This window comes from Caballeronia sp. M23-90 (genome assembly GCF_053574605.1).
The window spans coordinates 1-6,512 of record NZ_JBSIPA010000380.1; the positions used below are offsets into that span (position 1 = coordinate 1).

Sequence of the window (6,512 nt, forward strand, 5' to 3'; positions counted from 1 at the left end):
TAAGGCTCCGGCTGCTGCCAAGCCGTCCCTGCCGGACGTGAAGGCGCCGGGCGCCGACCAGTGGTTGAAGGACCGTCCGGAACAGCGCGTGCCGATGTCGCGTTTGCGCGCCCGCATTGCCGAGCGTCTGCTCGAGTCGCAGCAGACCAACGCCATCCTGACCACGTTCAACGAAGTGAACATGGCGCCGGTGATGGACCTGCGCAACAAGTACAAGGACCGCTTCGAGAAGGAACATGGCGTGAAGCTCGGCTTCATGTCGTTTTTCGTGAAGGCCGCCGTTCGTGCGCTCAAGAAGTTCCCGCTGGTGAATGCGTCGATCGACGGTAACGACATCGTCTATCACGGTTACTTCGATATCGGTATCGCGGTCGGTTCGCCGCGCGGTCTGGTGGTGCCGATTTTGCGCAACGCCGATCAACTGAGTCTCGCCGAGATCGAGAAGAAGATCGCCGAGTTCGGCGCGAAGGCACGCGACGGCAAGCTGTCGATCGAAGAAATGACGGGCGGCACGTTCTCGATCTCGAACGGCGGCGTGTTTGGCTCCATGTTGTCGACGCCGATCATCAACCCGCCGCAATCGGCCATTCTGGGCGTGCACGCAACGAAGGAACGCGCCGTGGTCGAGAACGGCCAGATCGTGATCCGCCCGATGAACTACCTGGCGTTGTCCTACGATCACCGGATCATCGACGGTCGTGAAGCGGTGTTGTCGCTGGTTGCGATGAAGGATGCGCTGGAAGATCCGGCTCGCTTGCTGCTGGACCTGTGATCCCTGCCGTGCCCTCGCAGTTGCTCTTTTAATCCAGCATTAAGACCTTATTTAGGACTCGTGGCACGCTCGATAGACTCGGGCGCGCCATGTATCCAACAAGAGAAGGATAGTCATGTCCAAAGAATTTGATGTCGTCGTGATTGGTGCAGGCCCTGGCGGTTACATCGCGGCGATTCGCGCGGCGCAACTCGGCAAGTCGGTTGCATGTATTGAAAGCTGGAAGAACCCGGCGGGTACCCTGAAGCTCGGCGGCACGTGTCTGAACGTGGGTTGCATCCCGTCGAAGGCGCTGCTGGCTTCGTCGGAAGAGTTCGAAAACGTCTCGCATCACCTCGGCGATCACGGTATCAACGTGGGCGACGTGAAGCTCGATATCTCGAAGATGCTTGCTCGCAAGGACGGCATTGTCGAGAAGATGACGAAGGGGATCGAATTCCTGTTCCGCAAGAACAAGATCACGTGGCTCAAGGGTCACGGCAAGTTCACCGGCAAGACGGACGCCGGCGTGCAGATCGAAGTGAGTGGCGAAGCGGAAACCGAAACGGTGACGGCGAAGAACGTGATCATCGCGACGGGTTCGAAGGCGCGTCACCTGCCGGCCATTCCGGTCGACAACAAGATCGTGTCGGACAACGAAGGCGCGCTGACATTTGATTCGGTGCCAAAGAAGCTGGCCGTGATCGGCGCCGGCGTGATCGGTCTGGAACTGGGTTCGGTGTGGCGTCGCCTGGGTGCCAGCGTGACGGTGCTCGAAGCGTTGCCCGCGTTCCTCGGCGCATGCGACGAATCGCTTTCGAAAGAAGCCGCGAAGCAGTTCAAGAAGCAAGGTCTCGACATTCATCTCGGCGTGAAGATCGGCGAAGTGAAGACGACCGATTCGAGTGTCTCGGTGGCGTACACGGACAAGGACGGCAACGCGCAAACGCTCGACGCCGACCGTTTGATCGTGTCGATCGGCCGCGTGCCGAATACGGACAATCTCGGCCTGGAAGCAATCGGCCTCAAGACGGACGAACGCGGTTTTGTTCCCGTTGATGACCACTGCGCGACGAGCGTGCCGAACGTGTACGCAATCGGCGACGTGGTGCGTGGCCCGATGCTCGCGCACAAGGCGGAAGACGAAGGCGTGCTGGTGGCCGAGATCATCGACGGTCAGAAGCCGCATATCGACTACAACTGCATTCCGTGGGTGATCTACACCGAACCGGAAATTGCGTGGGTCGGCAAGACGGAGCAGCAACTGAAGGCCGAAGGCCGCGAGATCAAGACCGGCCAGTTCCCGATGATGGCCAATGGTCGCGCACTCGGCATTGGCAAGGCGGACGGTTTCGTGAAGATGATCGCCGACGCCAAGACCGACGAATTGCTCGGTTGCCACATCATTGCGGCCAATGCGTCGGACCTGATCGCCGAAGCGGTTGTGGCGATGGAGTTCAAGGCGGCATCGGAAGATATCGGCCGGATCTGCCATCCGCATCCGTCGTTGTCGGAAGTGATGCGCGAAGCCGCGCTCGCCGTCGACAAGCGCGCGCTCAACATGTAATTGCAGCAGGTTTGAGCAGCATGACGAAGGCGGGCGGGAGTTATCCCGCTCGCCTTTGTTTTGTCCGTCGTCTTCAGTCTCCCTGGCCTTGAAACCGCGCACCATGAACGTCACCGAATACTACGAACACGAACTAGAGACGCGGGGTTATCAGTCGGACGCCGCGCAACTCGCGGCGGTCGAACGACTGCAGCGCTGCTACGACGAATGGGTCGCGTACAAGGCGCGCCGTTCTAACGCGTTCAAGAAGCTGATCTCGCGCCCGGACTTGCCGCGCGGCGTGTACATGTGGGGCGGCGTGGGGCGCGGCAAGAGCTTTTTGATGGACAGCTTCTTTGCGGTCGTGCCGGTGCAGCGCAAGACGCGTCTTCATTTTCACGAGTTCATGCGCGAGGTGCATCGCGAACTGGAAGAACTGAAGGGCACGGCCGATCCGCTCGATGAACTCGCGCGGCGCGTAGCCAAGCGGTACAGGCTGATCTGCTTTGACGAGTTTCACGTCTCCGATATCGCCGATGCCATGATCCTGTATCGCCTGCTCGACCGTTTGTTTGGCGCGGGCGTGCAGTTCGTGATGACGTCGAACTATGACCCGGATTTGTTGTATCCCGATGGTTTGCATCGTGACCGGTTGCTGCCTGCCATCGAGCTGATCAAGTCGAAGCTCGACGTGATCAACGTCGATGCCGGCACGGATTATCGCAAGCGCACGTTGTCGCAAGTGAAGGCCTACCATACGCCGCTCGGTGCGGCCGCTGACCAGGCGCTGCGCGCCGACTTTGCGAAGCTCGCCGCCGTGCCCGACGAAAGCCCGATCCTGCGTATCGAGAAGCGTGAACTGAAGGCGTTGCGCAAAGCCGATGGCGTTGTCTGGTTCGACTTCGCCACGCTCTGCGGCGGCCCGCGATCGCAGAACGACTACCTCGAACTGGCGAGCCGCTTTCACGCGGTCATCCTGTCCGAAGTCCCGAAGATGTCGCCGCGCAATGCGTCGGAGGCGCGCCGCTTTACGTGGCTGATCGATGTGTTCTATGACCACAAGGTGAAGCTCTTGATGTCGGCCGAAGTGCCGGCCGAAGAGTTGTACGTGGAAGGTCCAATGGCGAACGAATTTGCGCGCACGGTCTCGCGGATCACGGAGATGCAGTCCAAGGAATATCTGGAGTCCGAACGCAGGCTCGTCGATACGTCGCTGACCTGATGACGTCAGCCGACAGGACAGTCGACAATGCGAGACTCATAATTTCGTCGTCAGGTTAGTGCTGCAAGGCTTGGCGCGCTATTTCAAGATTCGGACATGTCTGATACCGGCGTTTCGGGCGGATGGGTATCTTCTAATCACTTACTTGTGATTGGAGGAAACCATGAAGCCTTACCGCGATATGTCCGACGAAGAATGGCAATTGGTGGCGCCGCTTCTGCCCGAATTGCGTCCCCGTTCAGAGTTGCGCGGCCGGCCGCTCGCCAACACCCGCGCCGTGCTCAACGGCGTGTTGTGGGTGATGTACAGCGGTGCTTCATGGTCCACGCTGCCGCGCAAATATCCGTCGTACCAGACGTGTCATCGCCGCTTCAAGGCGTGGCATGATTCGGGCGTACTGGCTCGTGTGATGCAGCAGTTGTTTGGCGGCGCGAGTGAAGGTCTGTATTCGCTGATGACATCGCGTATGCGCGTGCCAGTTGAACTGCCCGCAGGCCTTGGCGATCACGTAGCCGATCCGGTAACTGGCGCATCAGTGAATGGTGATGCCCGTGTGGTGTTCGTTCCGATCGTGCAGGCGCCCAATCCGGCGCCGGCAGATTACACCGACGGCGCGCGTCGCGCAGCGTAATCGTGCAAATAGAAACCCGGCTGTAGATCTGAATCTGCAGCCGGATTTTTCTGCATCAAAGCCGCACAAGTTTATTGCTGCCTGATCCAGGTCTGCGAGCGCCCAAGCAGCGACACCCCAATATACCCGCGGACCACGAGCTTCTGGCCGTCGTCGTCGAGATGCATCTTGCACTTGTACGACTTGCCGTTCTCCGGGTCGAGAATCTGGCCACCATCCCACGCATCGCCATCAGGCTTCATGCCGTTGATGATCGTCATGCCCTTGACCAATTGATCCTTGCGTGAATCGGTGCAGGCTGTGCACCGGCGGGTAGGGTCATTGTTGCTGCCAATCCCCTCGAGGATCTTGCCGGAAAGCGTGCCGTCGCTTTCCTGGACGATTTGAACCACGGCTTTGGGCTGGCCGGTTGCATCGTCGATGGTTTGCCAGAGTCCCGCCGGCGATGCCGCCTGTGCAAGCGTACTTGCAGCCGATGCGAGCAATGCGCCGGCCAGCAAGATGCGTTTGAATTGCCGATGCGCGCGCTCAGTCGTACTCGTCATGCTTCCTCCTGGAGGTGAAACGTCTCTTGATGTGTTGGCCGCTTCATGCGCCATTGTTTGGCGCACAGAATACGTCAAAGCAACAAGGACGTTTGATAGGACTTCCTCTAGTTGGTTCATGGCGGGCATGCATGGCACACCACGCGTGTGCCATGCATGCCCTGGGTGCCGGTCAGTTGAACTGGTAGGAGAACGTCGCGTTCACCCGCGGGCTGCGAGAACCGTTGCCTTCCACGGGGGCATCGCCCACCGGTTTTGCGAGTGATAAATCCAGGCTGTAGTACTTCGCATCGGACACGCGGAAGCCCACGCCCACCGATGCCAGCCGGCTCGGTTTCGCCGTGCCGCCGTGCAGGTACACATGGGCGGTATCGACTGAAACGTAGGGCGTGACGCTCTTCATGAACGCAAGCCCGATGGCGAACGGCCGGTTCACTTCGGCCGATGCCGCCCAGCCGGAATCGCCCGACACTTCGCCCGGCTGATAACCGAGTGCGAAACGTTGGCCGCCGAACGCAATCTGCTCGGACGTCGGCAGCGAGTCCGGGCTGTATTGTCCGGTCGCGGCGATCGACGTGCCGATCTTGTACGGCCATTCGTTGGTTTGCGAAATCGTCGCGCCCGTGCGCACGAAGGTGAGCGAGATCGGGTTGGTTGTGACAACGCCGGGAATGTTGGTTTCCGCCGTCTTCGATGCGCCCAGTACATCGAACGCCTTTGCCACGTTGATGCTTGCGCGCCGCACAGTGCCAGTGTCTACGCCGGTGTAGTCGAGCTGCAGCGTCGTCACGCGGACTTGCGAACGCTGTCCAAGCAGCGCGCCCGTGATCGTGTTCTTGAAGCGGTCTTCGTCATGCGACGCGTATGCGCCGGCCGTTCCGATCAGGCTGCGCGAATTGCTCAGAATGAACGGATACGACGCCGACAAGCCGACTTTGTCGTTGACCACGGTGCGCTCGACGAAGGAGGGCAGGCCGGGGTTATCGACGGGATGACCGTAGTAGTGCGAAGCATCGACCTTTGCGGTGAAACCGTCCGTGCCTATGGGCAGTGCGCCGTTGACTGCGAAGTAGGTTTGATCGTTGCGGCCTTTCGGCAACAACGCCGACGCGCCGATGGTCTCGCCTTGTCCCAGCAGGCCGTTTTCGGTTGCGCTCACAATGCCTTGCAAGCCCGGGTGATTCATGTCGATACCCGTTGCAAAGTTGAACGGCTTGCGGTCGACATCGAGTTCGAGCGAGGTGGCGCCATCTGTGGTCTGCGGCGGCGCGACGGTCGCCGCGATCTTCACGCCGGGCGTGAGGCCAAGAACGTTGACGTAGCGCTCGAACGTATCCTGTTTCAACGGACGATCGGCGCGGATCCGGTCAGCGATCGCACGAATGCGTTTTTCCGTGGTACCAGGGTCGCCTTTTATCTTTACATCGGCTACGTAACCCTCAACCACCGTGATGTGGACCACGCCGCCCTCGAACGTTTGCGCGGGCACGAAGGCGAAGGAGAGCGCGTAGCCGCGTTCCTTGTAGAGCGCGGTCACGCCGTTCGCGGTCTCCATCAATTCGCCGATGGTGACGTCCTTGCCGACGAGCGGTGTGAAGCGTTGGGCGATTTCATCGAAGGGAATGGTCTTTGCGCCTTCGATCTGGATTTTCTGCGGCGTCAGGTGGCGCGCCAGCAGCTCCTGGATATGCGGCGTCTGCGTCTGGACATCGACCGTAACCGACGGCGGTTTTTGCGGCGCATTCACTTGTGGCAGCGCGTCGAGCGGATTGCCCGCTACGGACGGGCGCGCGACTTGCCCGCTGGTCTGCGCTTGA

General features: G+C 60.2%; 6 protein-coding genes. 4 read left to right on the top strand and 2 right to left on the bottom strand.

What is annotated here, in order from left to right; all coding sequences use genetic code 11:
- The 4 genes from odhB to ACRXB1_RS27440 all read left to right on the top strand — a co-directional run.
- The coding region (gene odhB / locus ACRXB1_RS27425) for a 2-oxoglutarate dehydrogenase complex dihydrolipoyllysine-residue succinyltransferase (protein WP_449493815.1) at window positions 1-772 on the top strand (772 nt) is incomplete at its 5' end.
- A gap of 115 nt (window positions 773-887) precedes the next feature.
- On the top strand, window positions 888-2,318 hold the full coding sequence (gene lpdA, locus ACRXB1_RS27430) for a dihydrolipoyl dehydrogenase (protein WP_061999630.1): 1,431 nt from the start codon (window positions 888-890) through the stop codon (window positions 2,316-2,318).
- A 103-nt stretch (window positions 2,319-2,421) separates the two neighbouring features.
- Window positions 2,422-3,519, top strand: coding sequence for a cell division protein ZapE (zapE, locus tag ACRXB1_RS27435; protein WP_062000890.1), 1,098 nt, complete (start codon window positions 2,422-2,424; stop codon window positions 3,517-3,519).
- 163 nt (window positions 3,520-3,682) lie between these two features.
- Window positions 3,683-4,150, top strand: a complete 468-nt coding sequence (locus ACRXB1_RS27440) for a transposase (protein WP_119024643.1) — start codon at window positions 3,683-3,685, stop codon at window positions 4,148-4,150.
- 71 nt (window positions 4,151-4,221) lie between these two features.
- On the opposite strand, the gene ACRXB1_RS27445 is transcribed toward ACRXB1_RS27440, so the two are convergent.
- Window positions 4,222-4,695 carry a DUF2147 domain-containing protein gene (locus tag ACRXB1_RS27445; RefSeq protein WP_061999629.1) on the bottom strand — a complete coding sequence of 158 codons (474 nt, stop codon included), beginning with the start codon at window positions 4,693-4,695 and terminating at the stop codon, window positions 4,222-4,224.
- A gap of 172 nt (window positions 4,696-4,867) precedes the next feature.
- Window positions 4,868-6,512 (bottom strand): ShlB/FhaC/HecB family hemolysin secretion/activation protein (locus ACRXB1_RS27450; RefSeq protein ID WP_449493816.1); only part of this gene is annotated, 1,645 nt, incomplete at its 5' end.

Excerpts from the sequence above, each read along its gene's own strand:
- ACRXB1_RS27440 (WP_119024643.1), top strand. The coding sequence starts at position 3,683 with ATGAAGCCTTACCGCGATATGTCCGACGAAGAATGGCAATTGGTGGCG.
- zapE (WP_062000890.1), top strand. The coding sequence starts at position 2,422 with ATGAACGTCACCGAATACTACGAACACGAACTAGAGACGCGGGGTTAT.
- lpdA (WP_061999630.1), top strand. The coding sequence starts at position 888 with ATGTCCAAAGAATTTGATGTCGTCGTGATTGGTGCAGGCCCTGGCGGT.
- ACRXB1_RS27445 (WP_061999629.1), bottom strand. The coding sequence starts at position 4,695 with ATGACGAGTACGACTGAGCGCGCGCATCGGCAATTCAAACGCATCTTG.